The sequence below is a fragment of the Nesiotobacter zosterae genome (genome assembly GCF_033843645.1).
GTDB classification, from domain to species: Bacteria; Pseudomonadota; Alphaproteobacteria; order Rhizobiales; family Stappiaceae; genus Pseudovibrio; species Pseudovibrio zosterae.
Window position 1 is genome coordinate 343,426 of the sequence record NZ_JAWXVZ010000002.1, and the last position, 17,760, is coordinate 361,185.

At 54.5% G+C, this 17,760-nt stretch carries 16 protein-coding genes; 14 read left to right on the forward strand and 2 right to left on the reverse strand.

Annotated elements, in window-relative coordinates; genetic code table 11:
• Positions 1-34: 34 nt before the first annotated feature.
• Positions 35-817 carry an exodeoxyribonuclease III gene (gene xth, locus Q3Y58_RS04490; RefSeq protein ID WP_319621204.1) on the reverse strand — a complete coding sequence of 261 codons (783 nt, stop codon included), beginning with the start codon at positions 815-817 and terminating at the stop codon, positions 35-37.
• A gap of 119 nt (positions 818-936) precedes the next feature.
• Positions 937-1,269, reverse strand: coding sequence for an iron-sulfur cluster insertion protein ErpA (gene erpA / locus Q3Y58_RS04495; RefSeq protein WP_319621205.1), 333 nt, complete (start codon positions 1,267-1,269; stop codon positions 937-939).
• Positions 1,270-1,468: 199 nt separating this feature from the next.
• On the opposite strand from erpA, the gene Q3Y58_RS04500 reads away from it, so the two are divergent.
• The 14 genes from Q3Y58_RS04500 to Q3Y58_RS04565 all read left to right on the forward strand — a co-directional run bounded on the left by Q3Y58_RS04500 (position 1,469) and on the right by Q3Y58_RS04565 (position 17,753).
• Complete coding sequence (locus tag Q3Y58_RS04500; protein WP_319621206.1) at positions 1,469-2,686, forward strand: deoxyguanosinetriphosphate triphosphohydrolase; 1,218 nt, start codon at positions 1,469-1,471, stop codon at positions 2,684-2,686.
• Positions 2,687-2,782: 96 nt separating this feature from the next.
• Positions 2,783-4,537 carry an arginine--tRNA ligase gene (gene argS, locus Q3Y58_RS04505; protein ID WP_319621207.1) on the forward strand — a complete coding sequence of 585 codons (1,755 nt, stop codon included), beginning with the start codon at positions 2,783-2,785 and terminating at the stop codon, positions 4,535-4,537.
• A gap of 84 nt (positions 4,538-4,621) precedes the next feature.
• Positions 4,622-7,504, forward strand: a complete 2,883-nt coding sequence (locus tag Q3Y58_RS04510) for an SPOR domain-containing protein (RefSeq protein WP_319621208.1) — start codon at positions 4,622-4,624, stop codon at positions 7,502-7,504.
• Between the two features lie 51 nt (positions 7,505-7,555).
• Complete coding sequence (gene nagZ / locus Q3Y58_RS04515) at positions 7,556-8,584, forward strand: beta-N-acetylhexosaminidase (protein ID WP_319621209.1); 1,029 nt, start codon at positions 7,556-7,558, stop codon at positions 8,582-8,584.
• Positions 8,585-8,587: 3 nt separating this feature from the next.
• The gene (locus tag Q3Y58_RS04520) at positions 8,588-9,451 is read left to right on the forward strand and encodes a segregation and condensation protein A (protein WP_319621210.1); all 864 of its coding nucleotides are present in this window, start codon (positions 8,588-8,590) and stop codon (positions 9,449-9,451) included.
• A complete protein-coding gene (gene scpB, locus Q3Y58_RS04525; protein WP_319621212.1) occupies positions 9,448-10,206 on the forward strand; it encodes an SMC-Scp complex subunit ScpB in 759 nt (252 codons plus the stop codon). The genes Q3Y58_RS04520 and scpB overlap by 4 nt, the downstream gene beginning before the upstream one ends.
• A gap of 75 nt (positions 10,207-10,281) precedes the next feature.
• Positions 10,282-11,322, forward strand: a complete 1,041-nt coding sequence (locus Q3Y58_RS04530; protein WP_319621214.1) for an ABC transporter ATP-binding protein — start codon at positions 10,282-10,284, stop codon at positions 11,320-11,322.
• A 110-nt stretch (positions 11,323-11,432) separates the two neighbouring features.
• A complete protein-coding gene (locus tag Q3Y58_RS04535) occupies positions 11,433-11,687 on the forward strand; it encodes a twin-arginine translocase TatA/TatE family subunit (RefSeq protein WP_274216836.1) in 255 nt (84 codons plus the stop codon).
• Positions 11,688-11,771: 84 nt separating this feature from the next.
• Positions 11,772-12,266: a Sec-independent protein translocase protein TatB gene (gene tatB / locus Q3Y58_RS04540; RefSeq protein WP_319621215.1), complete on the forward strand. Its 495-nt coding sequence runs from the start codon at positions 11,772-11,774 to the stop codon at positions 12,264-12,266.
• Entirely contained in the window at positions 12,259-13,050 is a 792-nt protein-coding gene (tatC, locus tag Q3Y58_RS04545) for a twin-arginine translocase subunit TatC (protein ID WP_274216838.1), read from the forward strand. The genes tatB and tatC overlap by 8 nt, the downstream gene beginning before the upstream one ends.
• A 61-nt stretch (positions 13,051-13,111) precedes the next feature.
• Complete coding sequence (gene serS / locus Q3Y58_RS04550) at positions 13,112-14,386, forward strand: serine--tRNA ligase (RefSeq protein WP_319621216.1); 1,275 nt, start codon at positions 13,112-13,114, stop codon at positions 14,384-14,386.
• A gap of 18 nt (positions 14,387-14,404) precedes the next feature.
• Positions 14,405-15,172, forward strand: a complete 768-nt coding sequence (surE, locus tag Q3Y58_RS04555) for a 5'/3'-nucleotidase SurE (RefSeq protein WP_319621217.1) — start codon at positions 14,405-14,407, stop codon at positions 15,170-15,172.
• Positions 15,173-15,212: 40 nt separating this feature from the next.
• Positions 15,213-15,911, forward strand: a complete 699-nt coding sequence (locus Q3Y58_RS04560; RefSeq protein WP_274216841.1) for a protein-L-isoaspartate O-methyltransferase family protein — start codon at positions 15,213-15,215, stop codon at positions 15,909-15,911.
• Between the two features lie 90 nt (positions 15,912-16,001).
• Positions 16,002-17,753, forward strand: coding sequence for a peptidoglycan DD-metalloendopeptidase family protein (locus tag Q3Y58_RS04565; protein WP_319621218.1), 1,752 nt, complete (start codon positions 16,002-16,004; stop codon positions 17,751-17,753).
• Positions 17,754-17,760 lie beyond the last annotated feature (7 nt).

Genomic DNA, 17,760 nt, shown 5'->3' on the forward strand with positions numbered 1-17,760 from the left:
AGCAGTTGCTCCCTGAATGCTTGCTAGAAAATGATTACGCGGCGAGGTTCACCCAGACCGGTACGTGGTCGGATGGCTTTTCCCAGTCTCGAACATGTTTGTCGATGCCGGTACCCGTCATAATACTTGCGGCCTCGGGCGACAGAAGGAGATGATCAATTCGGATGCCGTTATTTTTTTGCCAAGCACCAGCCTGGTAGTCCCAGAAGGTGTAGACACCTGCATCCTTGTTGGTTGCGCGGATTGCCTCGGTGAAGCCCAAATTTAGGAGCGCGCGGAACTTTGCGCGGCTTTCCGGTTGGAAGAGGGCGTCGCCGACCCAAGCTTCCGGTTTGGCGGCGTCTTCAGGCTGAGGGATCACATTGTAGTCACCCAACAATATGAAAGCCTCTTCCTTCTTCAGTGTCTCCATGGCATGGGCGTGAAGGCGATCCATCCAGTTCAATTTGTATGGGAACTTTTCGGTCTCAATCGGATTGCCGTTTGGCAGGTAAAGGCAACCAAAACGGACCGGCTGCGTGTCGCCAGCGACCACACCCTCTATGTACCGGGCCTGTTCGTCGCTGTCGTCACCCGGCAAGCGTCGATTGACTTCCTCAAACGGGCGTTTGGAGAGCAGGGCGACGCCATTGAAGCCTTTCTGGCCATGGGTCTCAAGATTATAGCCAAGCTCTTCAAAGGGCTGTCGTGGAAAGTTCTCGTCCACTGATTTGATTTCCTGAAAACATGCAATGTCCGGGCTTTCTTCTTTTAGCCACGTCAGAACAGTCTCAAGGCGCGCTTTGACGCCGTTGATGTTCCAGCTTGCAATTTTCATGGGAGCCCTCGTCGTTTTCGAACCTGTGATTTGTACAGGGTTTCTACCACGTAAACGAAAGAGGGTGGAAGTGGAGTGAGAGGGCACTGCCCAACCAATTTGGTCGGGCAGCCGAATTGTCAGATGGAAAAGCTTGTTCCGCAGCCACAGCCCGCAGTTGCCTGAGGGTTTTTGATCTGGAAAGACTGTCCCATGATGTCATTTACGAAGTCGATGGTGGAGCCGTCCATGTACTGCACGGAGATCGGGTCGATCAATACCGTTGCGCCGTCTTGCTGCAAGACAAGGTCATCCTCCTCGCGAGAAGTCACGAGGTCGTATTTGTATTGGAAGCCGGAACAGCCGCCACCTTCAACGCTTACACGCAGGACGGTGCCATCCGGCTCATTAGAGAGAATCTTGGCTACGCGTTTGATCGCTGCATCTGTGATAGCCACTGGTGTTTCGCTCATTCTCTTAGTTCCCGTCGAGGCTATAGTGCCCAATCTCTTGTAGTTTCAGCCTGTATCTGTTTTACCTGAGGCAAATCACCTCAGGATTCTGGGGAGGCTGTCACCTGTCGGTTTCATTGATGAACTACCTCAATAGGTATGTGTCTCAGAGCAAAGCGTCAATGCCCTTAAAAGGTGTTGCATTGGGGGAAATGAACAAATGACCGTTACACTTGGATATGGCGCGCAGCCCCGTGCTGCCTATGCTGTCGACCCCAACCTCACACGCGATCGGCTTTTTCCCGAGGCTTCAAGCCCGACGCGTACTCCATTCCAGCGCGATCGTGATCGGATCATCCATTCCACTGCATTCCGCCGCCTCAAGCACAAGACCCAGGTCTTTGTTTATCATGAGGGGGATCACTTCCGTACGAGGCTGACGCATACCATTGAGGTTTCGCAGATCGCTCGTTCGCTCGCAAGAGCGCTGCGTCTTGATGAGGACTTGGCAGAATGCCTGGCGCTTGCCCACGACCTCGGCCATACGCCGTTTGGTCATGAGGGTGAGGATGTGATGCACGAGTGCATGCAAGGCCATGGTGGATTTGATCACAATGCTCAGTCATTGCGGATTGTGACGGATCTTGAGCGTCGTTATGCGCAGTTTGATGGCCTGAACCTCTCGTGGGAGACGTTAGAGGGTCTTGTGAAGCACAACGGGCCTATTACGGACAGGGCAGGGAATGCCGTTGGCAAGCTGGCAAAAAACGGAATTCCATTCGCGATTCAAGAATATGCGAAGCGTCAGGATTTGATGTTGTGGTCCTGGCCGAGTGCGGAAGCACAGGTGGCGGCAATTGCCGATGACATTGCCTATGATGCGCATGATCTTGACGATGGTCTGCGCGCGGGCCTTTTGAGCTTTGATGCGATGCATGAGGTTCCATTGCTCGATGAAATCCTGACGGAAGTAGATACGCTTCATCCAGGGCTTGAGGATGGACGCCGGATCCATGAGATGGTGCGCCGCTGCATTACACGTATGGTCGAAGATGTCATCTCTGAGAGCATCCGCCGATTGGAGCTGCTTGCGCCAAGTCGCGTTGATGAAATTCGCTTTGCAGATCATGCGGTGGTCTCGTTTTCAAGCGATATGGCCAAGAAGGAAAAGGCTTTAAAGGCTTTCCTTTTCCAGAATTTGTATCGTCATCCAGATGTTCTTGAGGTGCGAAAGAAAGTTGCGCAGGTAACGCGTGATCTTTTTGATCTCTACATGAAAGAGCCGATAAAAATGCCAGAGCCGTGGTCTGAAGGGTTGGCTGGCATGGATTCCACCTACATTGCGCGACGTGTTTGCGATTTTATTGCTGGAATGACAGACCGTTACGCAATCGACGAGCACCGCAGATTATTTGACGATACGCCAGATTTGCGCTAGTGCCGCCAAGCAAACAAAAAATCTATCCTGCCTTAGTGGCTGCTGGGGAGCCTTCAGCGCGGGCAGGGTGGCAGACACACATTTAGGCTAGAAACAATGAACATCTTCGCAGATTTTGCTGAGCGGATAAGTGCGGTTGTTGCTGCGCTTGGGTTGGAACCGGAAGCGGGAGCGCTTGACCTCTCCCGAGTAACGGTTGAACCGCCGCGAGATGCTGCACATGGTGATTTGGCGACGAACGCTGCCATGGTGCTCTCCAAGCAGTTGAAGATGAAGCCGCGCGATCTTGCTGAGAAGATCGCTGAAGGTCTGCGCTCTGACAGCGACGTAGCTGCTGTTGATGTTGCCGGGCCAGGCTTCATCAACATCCGCGTCAATCCGGGCGTCTGGTCCCGTGTGCTGGGCGCTGTTGTCGCTGCTGGACAGGATTTTGGCCGCTCAGCTCGCGGGCAAAACACCAAGGTGAACGTTGAGTATGTCTCAGCCAACCCGACAGGGCCCATGCATGTGGGGCACACCCGTGGGGCCGTGGTCGGTGATGCGCTCGCCAACCTCCTTTCATTTGCCGGTTACGATGTAACGCGTGAATACCTCATCAACGATGCGGGCTCTCAGATCGACGTTCTGGCACAATCTGCATACCTCAGGTATCTGGAAGCCCTTGGCGAAGATATTGGCGAGATACCAGAGGGCTTGTACCCTGGTGAGTATCTGATCCCGGTTGGGCAATCCTTGAAGGAAGAGTTCGGCGCGTCTTTTAAAGACAAGCCTGAAGCAGAGCGCCATGCCTTTTTGAAGGATTTTACTGTCTCCAAGATGATGGAGATGATCAAGGCCGACCTCGATCTTCTCAATGTGCATCACGATGTGTTCTACTCTGAAAAGTCGATGCATGGTGAGGGGAAGGCCATCGACCTGACGCTCGACTCCTTGCGTGCGCGTGATCTGGTTTATCAAGGCACCTTGCCGCCCCCTAAAGGCGAGTTGCCAGATGACTGGGAAGATCGCGAACAGACGCTGTTCCGCTCTTCCAATTATGGCGATGATATCGACCGTCCGCTGGTAAAGTCTGATGGCAGCTACACTTACTTTGCCGCCGATGTTGCCTACTTCAAGGACAAACTCGATCGTGGTTTCAAGGAAATGATCTTCATCCTTGGTGCAGACCATGCGGGCTATGTTAAGCGTCTTGAAGCTGTGGGCCGTGCCGTTTCCGGTGGTTCTGCAGAGGTGATTTGTCGTCTGTGCCAGTTGGTAAAGCTCTTCCGTGCTGGTGAGCCAGTCAAGATGTCCAAACGCTCGGGTAACTTCGTAACTCTTCGCGATGTTGTGGAAGAAGTTGGAAGAGATCCTGTGCGTTTCATGATGCTTTATAGAAAAAATGACGCACATCTGGACTTTGACTTCCAGAAAGTTACGGAGCAGTCAAAAGACAATCCCGTCTTTTACGTGCAGTATGGTCACGCCCGCTGTAAGTCCGTTCTACGCCAGGCTGCCGAAGAGTTAGGCGGGATTTCTGTTTCTGGTGAATCTCTTAGCGCTGCTGACTTTGCTTTGCTGGAGGATGAGGGTGAGCAAAATATCATTGCTAAACTTGCTCAATGGCCTCGGATAGTTGACGGCGCAGCTGAAGCTCACGAACCTCACAGGGTGGCGTTTTATCTTTACGAGCTGGCAAGTGCACTTCACGGACACTGGTCAAAAGGCAAGGAAAAGCCGCAATTACGCTTTATTAATGATAAAAAGCCAGAATTAACCTTGGCTCGACTCGCATTGGTATATGCGGTTTCCCAAGTGATCGCTTCCGGCCTGAATGTACTGGGTGTGGATGCTCCTGAGGAAATGCGATAGTGCAGTCAATGACTTAGTGTATCAGAGTACAGAGGTTCGCGGTATTGGTCGCGAGCCTCTGCTTTAGGGGAAGACTTCGCTGCTATGTCCAAACGCACCGACTACGATATTCCGGGTGGCGCGCAACCAGCACCTGAAAAGAACACAGGACAGCAAGGCTGGGTGCCTGACGAAGATCCGTTGGTGGAATTGGCCCGCATCGTAGGCGAGAGCGCCACACGTTACCGCCCAAGCTCTCGTTTGGATGATGGTACCCCTGACAGCATTTTACCGCCGCCGCCAACAAGTACACCGGCCGAGACTCCAAATTCCGATCCATTCGCCGCTTTGGATGCCGCGTTTCGCAATCTGGGGACTCCAGTAGAACAGGCAGCAACGCCTGAAGAGCAGGCAGCTCAGAGCTCAGATGAGCGGGTTGATGCGCCATCACCGTTGCGCGTTTCGGAATCGCCGCGAGCTACTTCTCCGTACGTGCCGCCCGTTGAAACTGGTGAACCGTTTGATCCCGAGCGTTTTGTAGCGAATGAACCATTCGTCGCGCCGCCTGCTCCGAATGACAGCGCACCTGAAGTTTACGCATCACCAGCGCCATCTGTTGAGCTCCCAACCCATCGTGAAGCGCAACTGGAAGTGGACGAAGCTTCGTCTGCTGATCCGCGCTCCGGTGATACGTTTTATGAGTATGGCGTAGACGAGCAGCCTCAGTCGCCGCCGTCCACACAAGACTTTTCGGCGAGTTCTGCCAGTTCGCCGCCGTCCCCAGCCAAGCCTGCTGAAGTAGAGGTGCCTGTTTCAGTGGCGGCTAGTGCTTCGTCAACAACTTACGCAGCTTTTGAGCCTGAAGTCTTTCCAGAGCCTGAAGTCTCTCCTGAAATGCCTGCTGAGCCAAATTTTGGCGAGCCGGAAGAGCCTGTAGCGCCAGCCTTGGTTGGGGATGCAGCGGCTCGTCCTAACGAGCCGAACTTTGACTTTGAAGCCGAACTTTCTCGTGACCTGGAAAGCAGCTTGGCTGCAAGCCTTGGCGGAGAAAAGGCTTCTGACGTTGCCGAGCCGGTTGTAGAACCGCCTCTGCCTGAACATCCAAGTGTGAGCGCGCCTAGCGCGGCTGCTCCAACCGTCGCGGCACACGTACCTGTTACGACTGCGCCGGGTGCTGGTGTTGCGGCCAGTTCTCATGAGGTGACCGGTGCTTATGAGTTGGGATCGGGCGTTGAGCCAACAAGACCTCAAGCAGCCGACCTGCGTGCCTCCCTTGACGAAACGCACCAGCATCCAGCCGAGTTGGACACTCCAGCCCCCTCTAGCGGTTTCACTCCTGACTTCGGTCAGTTTGAGTTGGACACGAAGGGCGAAGATGAGACTGCCGTTTCTCCGATACCTCTGGAGCCAGAGTCAATGCGCGCCGCTCCAGAAGTGCCGGAGTTTGAAGCCGATCTTCTTGCAGAGCTGAATGCGCGGCACGGGTACGATACTGGTAACAACGTACCTGAGGTTTCGGTAGAGCAAAGCGCGCCAGAGGAACAGAGTGCACCTGATCCGCTGGCAAGTTTTGAAGATGAGTTGATTGCCTCAATGGATCGCAGTGCCATTGAACGACCTCTTGCAGATGCGCAGGACGACGAGCTGTTTGCCCCTCCGGGTTACTCCGCCGCGCAAATGAAGAAGGACGAAGAAGATATTGATGAAATGACTTGGCCAGCTGCTGCCGAGCACATTTCAAACAGTGAGTACGACGACAACGAAGATCAAACACCACCTCCGCAAGGATATGATCTGGATGCGGTTGCGCAGGCCATGCGCGCCGAGGATCCATCCTTGAATGGAGAAGGCATTTTGCCGGCTGTCGCACCCGCTGCTGCCACGCAGAGCGCCTATGATGAGGAAGAGGAAGCTCTTCGCAAGAGCGGTGGTTTGAAACGCGGCCTGTTGGCGGCGGCATCCATTGGCGGTGTACTCATCCTCGGCGGTGCAGGGTACTTTGTGCTCGGCCTCGGCGGTGAGGTTGCAGACAGCACTCCTCCGCGCATCATTCTGGCCGAAAACACTCCGATGAAAGAGTTCCCGGATCCGGCTGAGCAACCCTCGGACAAAAATCAGGCTCAGATCCTTCTTCCAAACAGCAGTCAGGAAGCTCCAGAGGGCGAACGGATGTTGCCTCGGGACACCGCGAGGGTTGATCCTCTGCCACCTGCACCTGATGCAGAGGCGGAAGAAAATAACGCTCTGATCGTCAATACACCAAAGCGTGTTCGCACCGTTGTTGTGCGCCCGGACGGGACAATCGTTTCTGCAGACAGCCTGTCGGAAAACGCCCAGCAGGACAGCACGCGCTTGTTGTCACAGCAGCAGACAGCTTCGCTCGGTACCATTGGCAGCGATGCCTCCGGTTCTGGCAACCAGCCAACCGTTGGGGCTTTCTCTGGAACGACGCAGGCACCATCTTCCTCTCTTGGTATTCGCAGTACCTCACAAGAGCCTGCGGCACCTGCGCCTTCGAATCCGTTTGACGTTTCTGCGCAAAATGGCGACGAAGAGGTGACTGAAGTTGCACCTGAAGCAATTGTAGAGGCAACGCCTCGCATCAAGCCAGAGGTTCCGGCAACTCAGGTTGCCTCCGCCTCGTTCAGCGGTAACACCTCAGGACCACTTGTGCTGAGCCCAACCGCCGCACCTCCTGCGCCAGCTGCCGCTGCTCCATCTGTTGGAGGCTCAATACCGGCTGGGGCGTACATCGTTCAGGTTTCCTCTGTGCGCACGCAGCAAGAGGCCAATGGCGAAATTCGTAGCCTTAGGAACCGTTTCCCAAGCCTGATGTCGGGCGTAAACCCTGTCGTGGTGCGTGCTGATCTTGGTGACAAAGGGATTTTCTACCGGGTGAGAATTCCGTTTGACGGGCAGGGCAGCGCCAACCAGTTCTGCACAGATCTGAAAAATGCTGGTGGGGATTGCTTCGTTCGCCGGAACTAAGCTGCTCTCTTGCTTGACGCGGCGGACGCGTCAAGCTACCCCGAATGGGTAATGAGCTACAAAACCTTTATCAGTGGATGCGCGGGCACCTCACTTTCCGAGGATGAGATCGATTTCTTCAAGACTGAAAAGCCTTGGGGTTTGATCGTTTTTGCGCGCAACATAGACACCCCAGAACAGATTTTACACCTTACTTCTCAGTTTCGCATGGCTGTGGAACGAGAAGACGCACCTGTTTTCATAGATCAGGAAGGCGGGCGTGTTCGCCGCCTTCGGCCGCCGCATTGGCCGGAGTATCCGGCCATGGGAAAGCTCGCTCGCCTTTGGGGCGTAGACCCGGAGAAGGCCAAGCGAGCCGTATACCTCCAGAGCTATCTGATGGGTATTGATCTGATTTCCCTTGGGATTACAGTCAATTGCCTCCCGGTTCTTGATGTGCGCACTGAAGGGGCGAGCGATATCGTCGGTGACAGGTCCTATGGGACCAGCCCGGATGTTGTCATCGCGCTGGGTCGTGCCGCTATCGATGGAACACTTGCAGCTGGCGTTGTTCCGGTCATGAAGCACATGCCGGGTCATGGCCGGGCGCTTGTTGACAGCCACCTTGAACTCCCGAGAGTGAAAGCGGCTTTGGCGGAACTCGAAACAAAGGATTTCGTTCCCTTCAAGGCGCTCGCGGATTGTCCAATGGCCATGACTGCTCACATTGTTTTTGAGGCGATCGATCCTGACAATCCGGTAACGCAGTCACCCTGCGCCATTTCTGAAGTGTTGCGCGGGAAACTGGGGTTTCAGGGATGCCTGTTGAGCGATGATATCTCTATGAAGGCACTTGGTGGTGATGTTGAGCAACGGGTAAAGCTCATCATTGAGGCCGGGTGTGACATGGTCTTGCATTGCAACGGCGATATGCAAGAAATGGTGGCAGTGGCACGGGCTGTGCCATGGACGAAGGATGGCTGCTTCCTGCGGGCTAATGAAGCAATGCAATCTGCTCTGGCACCACAGCCTGCGGCGAATGCTTCAGGGCTTAGAGATGAATTTGAGGAATTGGTCCGTCAGGCTGGGGAGCTGACCTAATATATGTCTGATACGTCCATCGCAGAAGGTGGGGCGGCGGAGGTTCAGGATGATTTTCTGACCCCTTCAGCGCCGGAAAGCGCCGGGTTGTCCGAGCCGAGCCTTCGCGTGGATGTGGAGGGCTTTGAGGGGCCGTTGGACCTGCTCCTTACACTTGCACGTTCCCAAAAGGTGGACATTACCAAAGTTTCCATTTTGCAGCTGACTGAGCAGTATCTTTCGTTTGTTCGCGAAGCGCGGCGCTTACGCCTTGAACTCGCAGCGGATTATCTGGTTATGGCAGCTTGGCTTGCCTATCTGAAATCGCGTTTGCTTCTACCGGTCGAAAGCTCTGACGACGAACCGAGTGGCGAGGAACTGGCCGCGGCTCTGGCCTTCAGATTGCAACGTCTTGAGGCAATGCGTGACGCTGCTGCCAAATTAATGAACCTGGACCGGCTTCGTCGTGACGTCTTTCCTCGCGGGACGCCGGAAACAGTTTCAATCGAAAAAACCAGCGTCTGGTCTGCAAGCCTTTATGATTTGCTCACGGCGTATGCTTCGCAGCGCCAACGGAGCTCGGTAACATCAGTGCACTATGAGAAGCGCCAAGTCTGGTCGCTTCAAGAAGCGCGGGCACTGTTACAGCGGCTGATTGGCGCTGCGGCCGACTGGACACCCATTGATCGCTTTCTGCTGCAATATATGGACGACCCGCGAGAGCGCTCGACAATTTTGGCGTCCACCTTTTCTGCCAGTCTGGAGTTGGTTCGGGAGGGGCAAATCGAGCTTCAGCAATCGGGACCATTTGAACGGCTCTATATGCGCTCCAGGCCGAAATTACCCGAGGCCGACGAGCAAGCACAAGAGCAGGGGGCACTTGAATGAGCAAGACTTCAGGTAGTGTTAGCGAGACGGCTAATCCTTTCGAATTGCCACTCAATGATGAAGCTTTTTTTGAGGCAGTAGATCTGCAGCGCAAGATCGAAGCGATCCTGTTTGCCTCTGCCGAACCAATAGGCACAAGCGAGCTTTCTGAGCGTCTGCGGGCTGCCAAGCGCGACGTGGAAGCTGCCATGGATGTTTTGGTTGAGCACTACGCCAAGCGCGGCGTTGTACTGCGAAAGATTGCGGAACGTTGGGCCTTCAGAACGGCTGATGATCTTAAGCACGTGCTCCACAGGGAAGCTGTCGAGCAAAAACGACTTTCCCGTGCAGCGCTGGAGACACTTGCTATCATTGCATTTCACCAGCCTGTGACCCGAGCAGAGATTGAAGAAATTCGGGGCGTTTCTACATCAAAGGGTACGCTGGATGTTCTGATGGAAACGGGGTGGGTGCGAATGCGCGGACGCCGGCGGACACCAGGGCGGCCAGTTACTTACGGAACAACAACTGAATTCCTTGATCACTTTGGCCTTGAAAGTATCCGTGACCTGCCGGGACTGGATGAACTGAAAGGGTCCGGGCTTCTGGACAGCGCGATTCCGGCCAGCTTCAAGGTGCCGGTGCCAGACGACAATTCGGAACTCTCCGAGGATGAAGATCCGTTGGATGAGGACGATCTTTTTGCCCTGTCAGAGGGCGAAGAGGAAGGCGGCGCTACGGAAAGCAAGGCGAACAAGGGTGATGCTTTGAAGTGAACCAGGTCAGGCCGGTTGACCTAAACGGCCAGCTGGGGCATGAGGGGCGTAAACTAAGGTAAACTTGGAGACCCCATGGCGCGGTTAGCGTTTGAGCACATAAGCCACTCCTATGGCACTCTTCCTGCCGTCAACGATGTGTCCTTAAGTCTTTCTTCTGGCGAAGTTCTCTGTCTTCTGGGCCATTCGGGCTGCGGTAAGACAACCTTGCTGCGCATCGCGGCAGGCGTCGTTCGCCAAGAAGGCGGACGGGTTCTGCTGAACGGCGAGGTCGTTGCTGACGATGCACGGTATCTACCGCCAGAACAGCGCGGTGTGGGGCTCATGTTCCAAGACTACGCCTTGTTCCCACATCTTACGATCCTTGATAACGTGCTATTTGGCTTGAAGAGCTTGCCCGCGGATGAAGCGCGGAGCAGGGCAATGGACGCACTCAACATGGTCGGCCTGGCCCGCTATGCAAATGAGTATCCGCATGGTCTGTCCGGTGGGGAACAACAGCGCGCAGCGCTTGCCCGTGCCATGGCACCTAAACCTCATACGTTGCTTATGGATGAACCCTTTTCAGGTCTTGATAGCCGGTTGCGCGATGATGTGCGTCAGCACACGCTCGATATGATCCGCAAGCAGGGAGCGACCGCTGTGGTGGTCACCCACGATCCCGAGGAGGCTTTGCGTGTTGCGGACCGCATAGCTCTTATGAGCGCTGGTAAAGTGGTGCAAGTGGGAACACCTGAAGAAATCTACTTCCGACCAGTCAACCTTTTCTGTGCTCGATTCTTCTCAGATCTCAACGAGGTTGAAGCGGTGGTCAAGAACAAAACGGTGAACACACCATTAGGTTCTTTTGAAGCCTCAGAATTTGAAGAGGGTGATTCAGTTCTTATCTGTGTAAGGCCTCATCATGTTCGCACCCAGCGAGAAGCAGGGCCTCTGACGCAGCGTGGAACGGTACTAAAGCGCAATATGGCAGGAGAGGTTGACCTGTTAGAAGTCAAGGTAGAGGGCTTGGACAAGCCAATTCGGGTTCGAACCAGCGATGTTTTGCAGTTTTCTGCTGGTGAACTGGTAAATTTCGCCGTGGATCAGAGGGATGTGCTTGTTTTTTCAAGGTGATCCTGACAGATCTTGTGTTTAGGAGTTTGGGCTAGCTCTACCCCTTGCAAGAGGCGGTATGTTAATCTGACTCATGGAAATGAATAGTCCAAGAAACAGGAGTTTGGTCTATGGGCTCTATTGGTATTTGGCAGATCGTCATCATCGCAGTGGTTGTGGTGCTGTTGTTCGGTCGCGGTAAGATTTCCGAGCTGATGGGTGACGTCGCTAAGGGAATCAATAGTTTCAAAAAAGGCCTGAAGGATGACGCTCAAGAGGCGGCTTCCGAGGAGAAAGAACCGAAGGTTCTGGACCACAAGGCCTCAGAGACCGTTTCTCCTCAGTCCAGCGCTGAAAAGACCGGCGACCAGACCAAGGCGAGCTAAGACCGTACTCCGTCGGTCTGCGGCCATCGCGGCCGCAGATGTGGGGTCGGCTGGCGTCGTGTATTTTGAAAGCGGCTTGAGTACATGTTCGATATCTCCTGGACAGAATTGCTGCTCGTTGGTGTGGTAGCAATCATCGTTGTGGGGCCCAAGGAATTGCCCGGTATGCTGAGAACACTCGGCAAGACAATTGGTACTATGCGACGCATGGCGGGTGATTTTCAGTCCACGTTCAATGATGCGATCAAAGAAGCAGAAAAGCAGGCCGGTATCGATGAGATGCGCCGCAAAGCGGATGCCGCCCAAAACTTTGATCCGCTGGGGGATTTGAAGAAGTCTCTTTCTGAAGAAGAGCGTGAACTCAAAAAGAGCATTGAAGCCAAGCCTGACACATCAACAAAATCCGACGCCCCCAAGAGCGAAGCGTCTGATGATAGCGTGAATGGAGCCAGCAGTGTTTCGGTCGCTGCGCCAACAGTTCAAGAGGCTCCAGAGCCCGTGCTCTCGACTGATTCTGTAGAGGGATCAAACTCTTCCAAGAAAACTCATAAATCTGCTGGAGGGGAAGCGCATGAGTGAAAACGAGATCGAAGCCTCGCGCGCTCCTTTGATTGAGCACTTGATTGAGCTGCGTTCACGTCTAGTGAAGTCGGTGATTGCACTATCCATTGCGTTCATCATCTGCTTCATCTTTGCAACGGATGTGTTCAATATTCTGATCTGGCCTTACGAGCGGGCTGCAGGTGCATCACGGTCCATTGAGCTGATCTATACAGCGCCACAGGAGTACTTCTTCACTCAAATGAAGCTGGCTTTGTTCGGAGCGCTGTTCGTGTCATTCCCGGTTGTTGCAACGCAGATTTACATGTTCATGGCACCCGGGCTTTACAAGCACGAAAAGCGCGCATTCCTGCCATATCTGTTCGCGACCCCAATCCTTTTCGGCATCGGTGCGGCTCTGGTTTACTTCCTGATCATGCCAATGGCCATGCAGTTCTTCCTGTCCATGGAACAAGCTGGCGGAGAAGGGAAGGCAGCCATTCAGTTGCTGCCGCGCGTGAGTGAATATCTCAGCCTGATCATGGTGCTGATTTTTGCCTTTGGTTTGGTCTTTCAGCTTCCTGTTGTGCTGACACTTCTGGGGCGGGCAGGAATGGTTAGTGCTGATACGCTCAAGTCCAAGCGCAAATATGCCATTGTGATTGCGTTTGCAGCTGCTGCAATTTTAACACCTCCTGATCCGATTTCGCAGATCGGTCTTGCGCTTCCCACTTTGCTTCTCTACGAAGTCTCAATCTATTGTGTTCGGCTCGTCGAGCGAAAGCGGGAACGGCAGGATGACCAGGACGAACAAGACGCCTGATCATTTTGGTTTCTAAGCTCCGGCGGGCACAACTACCAACCCTGCCGGGACTAAGATAGCCATGTTTGACATCAGATGGATACGCGAGAACCCAGAGGCTTTTGATGCCGGTCTGAAGGCTCGCGATCACGAGCCACGTGCTGCACAACTCCTTGAACTGGATGATGCGCGCCGATCTCATGTCACCAAACTTCAAGAAGCGCAGCAGCGCCGCAACTCCGCATCAAAGGAGATTGGCAAGGCCAAGGCTTCTGGTGATGAGGACGGTGCGCAGGCGCTCATGAAGGAGGTCGCCGAGATCAAGGCGTTCATCCAGGCTGGTGAAGAAGAAGAACGCAAGCTCGACGCAGCGCTTCAGGAAGCTCTCAGCAGAATCCCGAATATCGGTCTTTCTGACGTGCCAGTGGGTGCGGATGAGAACGACAACGTTGAGCTTCACATGTGGGGCGAAAAGCCGTCTTTCGATTTCACCCCGAAGGAACATTACGAGCTGGGCGAAGCGCAGGGCGGAATGGACTTTGAGACCGCCGCGAAACTCTCCGGCTCAAGGTTCACCGTGCTGAAAGGCCAGATTGCACGTCTGGAGCGTGCTCTGGGCCAGTTCATGATCGACCTGCATACGGAAGAGCACGGTTACTTGGAGGTTTCTCCGCCGCTGCTGGTTCGTGATGAAGCGTTGTTTGGTACGGGTCAGCTGCCGAAGTTTGCGGACGATCTTTTCCGGGCTACCGAAGGCCGTTGGCTGATTCCGACTGCGGAAGTACCGCTTACCAATATGGTTGCCGGTGAGATCCTCGATTCCACCGCACTGCCGATCCGCGTTACGGGCCTGACCTATTGTTTCCGTTCTGAAGCGGGTTCTGCGGGCCGCGATGTACGCGGCATGCTTCGTCAACACCAGTTTGAAAAGTGCGAGCTTGTTTCCATCACAGATGCGAACAGTTCTTTGGATGAACTGGAACGCATGCGGGAATGCGCGGAGAAAGTTCTTCAGAAGCTCGGTCTTCATTATCGTGTCATGACCCTATGTACGGGTGATATGGGCTTCAGTGCGCGCAAGACCTATGACATTGAAGTTTGGCTACCGGGGCAGGATGCTTATCGTGAGATTTCATCTTGCTCTGTCTGTGGGGACTTCCAGGCACGCCGCATGAATGCCCGCTACCGTGTTGACGGTGACAAGGCGCTTCAGTTTGCACACACCCTCAACGGGTCTGGTGTTGCTGTAGGGCGCTGCTTGATCGCCGTTCTAGAGAACTATCAACAGGCTGACGGCTCTATTGTGGTGCCGGAAGTGCTGCGGCCATACATGAATGGCCTTGAGAAAATCGGATAATTTGAGGACTGATGCGCAATGCGGATTTTGCTTACGAACGATGATGGAATTCATGCCGATGGTTTGGCGGCACTTGAGCGCATTGCGCATCAGCTATCCGATGATGTTTGGGTTGTAGCACCGGAAACGGACCAAAGTGGCGTTTCTCACTCGCTTTCACTAAACGACCCACTGCGCTTGCGCGAGATTGAAGACAAGAAGTTCGCACTGCGGGGCACGCCGACGGACTGCGTGATCATGGGTGTAAAGAAGGTTCTGGATACGCCTCCGGATCTGGTGCTTTCCGGCATCAATCGCGGTGTGAACATTGCCGATGACATTACCTATTCCGGTACCGTCGCCGGTGCGATAGAAGGCACGCTTCTGGGTATTCCTTCTATTGCGCTTTCCCAACACTATCGGTTCGGGGAAGATGCAGGGCCAAACTATGATCCAGCTGAAGCGCACGGCCCAGGCCTGCTAAAGCGGCTGCTTTCATTTGACTTGCCGAGAGACACGCTGCTCAACATCAACTTCCCGAAACGCAGTCCGGAAGAGGTGGAAGGCGTTCGTGTGGTGCCGCAAGGCAAGCGTCCAGCTGACTCCATGTACATTGAGAGCCGCAAAGACGGGCGCGGCAATCCATACCATTGGCTTGCATTCAACAATCGCTGGTTTGCAGGCGACGCGGGCACCGATATTGAAGCTATTCAACAGGGCTACATTTCGGTGACACCTTTGCACCTCAATCTAACGGCTCGTGAATTGATGGCCTCCCTCGATGAAACATTGAGGGGCGCTCTCTAGGCGCTCTCCCGCACGGGGAGCGGTCTTGGACAGGATGGCAATGGACCAAACCGATCTTTCAGAGGTTCCAGGGGCGGCAGAAGCTCATGAAGCGGAACGGGAACGGCGCGCAGCGTGGGTTATGGATCTGCGTTCAAACGGCGTTTCCGATTATGCTGTTCTTGGTGCCTTGGAAGCGGTTGATCGGCGCATGTTCCTCTATGCCAAGCATCAGGCGCTCGCCTATGCAGACAGGGCGTTTCCGATCGATTGCGGCCAGATGAGCACGCCGCCATCCATGACCGGAAAAATTTGCGGCCTCATGGAGCTAAAAGGCGATCACCGCGTTTTGGAGATTGGCACAGGCTCGGGCTATCAGAGCGCAATCCTCTCGAAGTTGGTAGGTGAGGTTGTGACGTTGGAGCGTTACAGAACTTTGGCTCAACTAGCCGAAGACCGAATTCGCTCCTCACGGATCACAAACGTAACCGTGTTGCATGCGGATGGCCTTTCTGCGGTCAGCGATGAAGAGGAGCGTGGGCAGTTCGATCGAATCCTTCTCAATGGATGTGTCGATCGATTGCCGGGTTTCTTGCTCGATGAACTCTTACCCGGGGGCAAAATATATGTCCCAATTCGGGGCGAGGGGCGCTTACCGATTCTAACGGTATTTGAAAAGGCCGGAAGATCCACAGAGCAGAAACCTCTTGGAGCCTTTCGCTTTTTGCCTCTGACACCGGGTATCGCGGCAAAGCTTTAGCTAAACAATTTCTTAAATTAAGCAAATATCAACCGTAGTTGGACTACAAAAAACTAGAGTTTGCCTTTTCTAGTTTTGTGTGGGGCGGTTATGCTTTCCAAATCTGAGTCTTCTAAAAAGCTAAAGCGCGGCGTAGCTGCTTGCGCGTTGATCGTGGCGACTGGCCTTGCTGGCTGCAGCTCGCGCATTGATCGCTTCGAGGTCTCTGAATACGAGAACCAGTCGCTTCCACCTGCAGCGCAGGTCAAGGCGCAAGAGTTGACTTCTGCGCCAACACAAGTGGCGTCTTTACCGCCGGTCTCTGAGCCGTCGGAACCAATTACAACAAGTTCACTGCAGCCCATTGCAAGTGCACCTCAAAGCTCCGCGTGGCAGCCGGACTTCTCGTCTAGCTATGCGGCTGCTGAAGGTTCACAGCGCGGTTCGTTTCCATCTGCATCGCTTCAGCGCAGTGCGAGCCAACGCGTTCCTGCAAGCCTTGCCAAGGCTCCAGACAAGAACCTCGGTTGGCAGGCGAAAGGCGGGTCGATTGTCGTGCTTCAGCACGGAGAGACCCTCGACAGTCTAGCCCGTAAACACAACGTTCCTGCTGCTGCCATCATGCACGCAAACAGGGTGACTTCTCCCTCGGCATTCAAGGCCGGAGACAGTGTAATCATCCCGGTGCGAGAGCAAACCCTGCAAGCTTTCAACTCACCTCAGGTGGCAACTAGTCCATCGAACGTATCTAGTAGCGGGATTGTACCCAGCTCCGAGACGGCCAGTCTCGCGGTTGCCACTGATACGGACCTGATTCAGGCAGAACGCCAAGAGTTTGGAGCACAGTTGGCGCAGTTGCGCTTACCGCCTGGTAATGTTGGGCAGCCGTCCAGTGCGGGTCAGCAAACCTATCAGCCGCAATACCAACAGCCTGCGCCTGTCTATCGGCAGCCGGTTCAGCAGCAGCCATTGCAGCCAACATACCAACCACAACGTGGTCAGCAGGCGGCTAATCCGCCAGTGTTTCAAAATCAGCAACCGGTCTACCAAGAACGGACTGTGAAGATTACTGCGTTGCCAAAGTCCAAACCAGGAGCAATGCAAGTCGCACAGACCGTTACGCAACCGGTGTCTTTGGCGGGCATTTCGGCGGTCCCTGAGCCAAAGCGTGTCGGTTCGGTTGCAGCACCTACACAGACAGTACAGGTCGCCCGTGCACCTCAACCTGAAGCGGTTCAGCGTCAAACACAGCCGACAGTTACCGCTCAGCCCGCTGTGGCATCTTCGACAGTGAATTCGTCTGGTGTGCGCCAGGTATCCACCTCAACGGTTTCTCAGCCGGTACAGCGTGTAAGTGCACCTGCGACCCAGATGGAGGTAGCTCCAGCTGTTCAGCGTGTCGAGCCAGTGCAACAGGCACAGCCTCAACAGGCAGAGGAGGTGAAAACCGCCTCTTTGAACCCGCAGGAAGGTACGGAACCAAAACGCTTCTTCCGTTGGCCTGTAAGTGGTCGGATCATTTCCGACTTTGGCCCGAAGCCGGGCGGCGCACATAATGACGGGATCAACCTTGCTGTTCCGGAAGGAACAGAGATCAAGGCGACGGAAGATGGCACTATTGTCTATTCCGGTAATGAGCTGAAAGGCTTCGGTAATCTGGTTTTGATCCGTCACTCCAATGGCTGGGTGTCAGCTTACGCCCACAACAGCGAACTTCTGGTCCGCCGGGGAGATTCAGTGCGGCGTGGTCAGGTTATCGCCAAGGCAGGCGCGACGGGATCGGTATCTCAGCCTCAGCTTCACTTTGAGCTGCGCAAGGACAACAAGCCCGTTGATCCATTGCAGCACCTGCCAAATTCCTAGTTGCGAG